The sequence below is a fragment of the Bradyrhizobium sp. DN3 genome, assembly GCF_041357655.1.
Taxonomy (GTDB): Bacteria; Pseudomonadota; Alphaproteobacteria; order Rhizobiales; family Xanthobacteraceae; genus Bradyrhizobium.
Window position 1 is genome coordinate 1 of sequence record NZ_JAULLN010000112.1, and the last position, 232, is coordinate 232.

The window sequence follows — 232 nt, forward strand, 5'->3', positions numbered from 1 at the left end:
TTCATGTCGGGCATCTCGATGTCGGTCAGGACCACGTCAAAGCTCTGCGCGCGCAGCGCAGCGAGGCCCTCCTGCGCGGTCGGCGCGGTGCGGACGCGGTAGCCCGCGGCTTTCAGCACCGGCGCCAGCATGTTGCGGAAGAAGGCGCTGTCGTCGACCAAGAGCACCGACTGCGAATGCAGCGACGGCTTCATCTCCTTGCGGGTGAACCAGTCGGCGAACGCCATCGGCA

General features: G+C 66.8%; 1 protein-coding gene. It reads right to left on the minus strand.

Annotation, left to right across the window (positions count from 1 at the left end; translation table 11 throughout):
• Positions 1–232: response regulator (locus tag AAE027_RS39580; protein WP_370991187.1), on the minus strand; the 232-nt coding region annotated here is incomplete at both ends.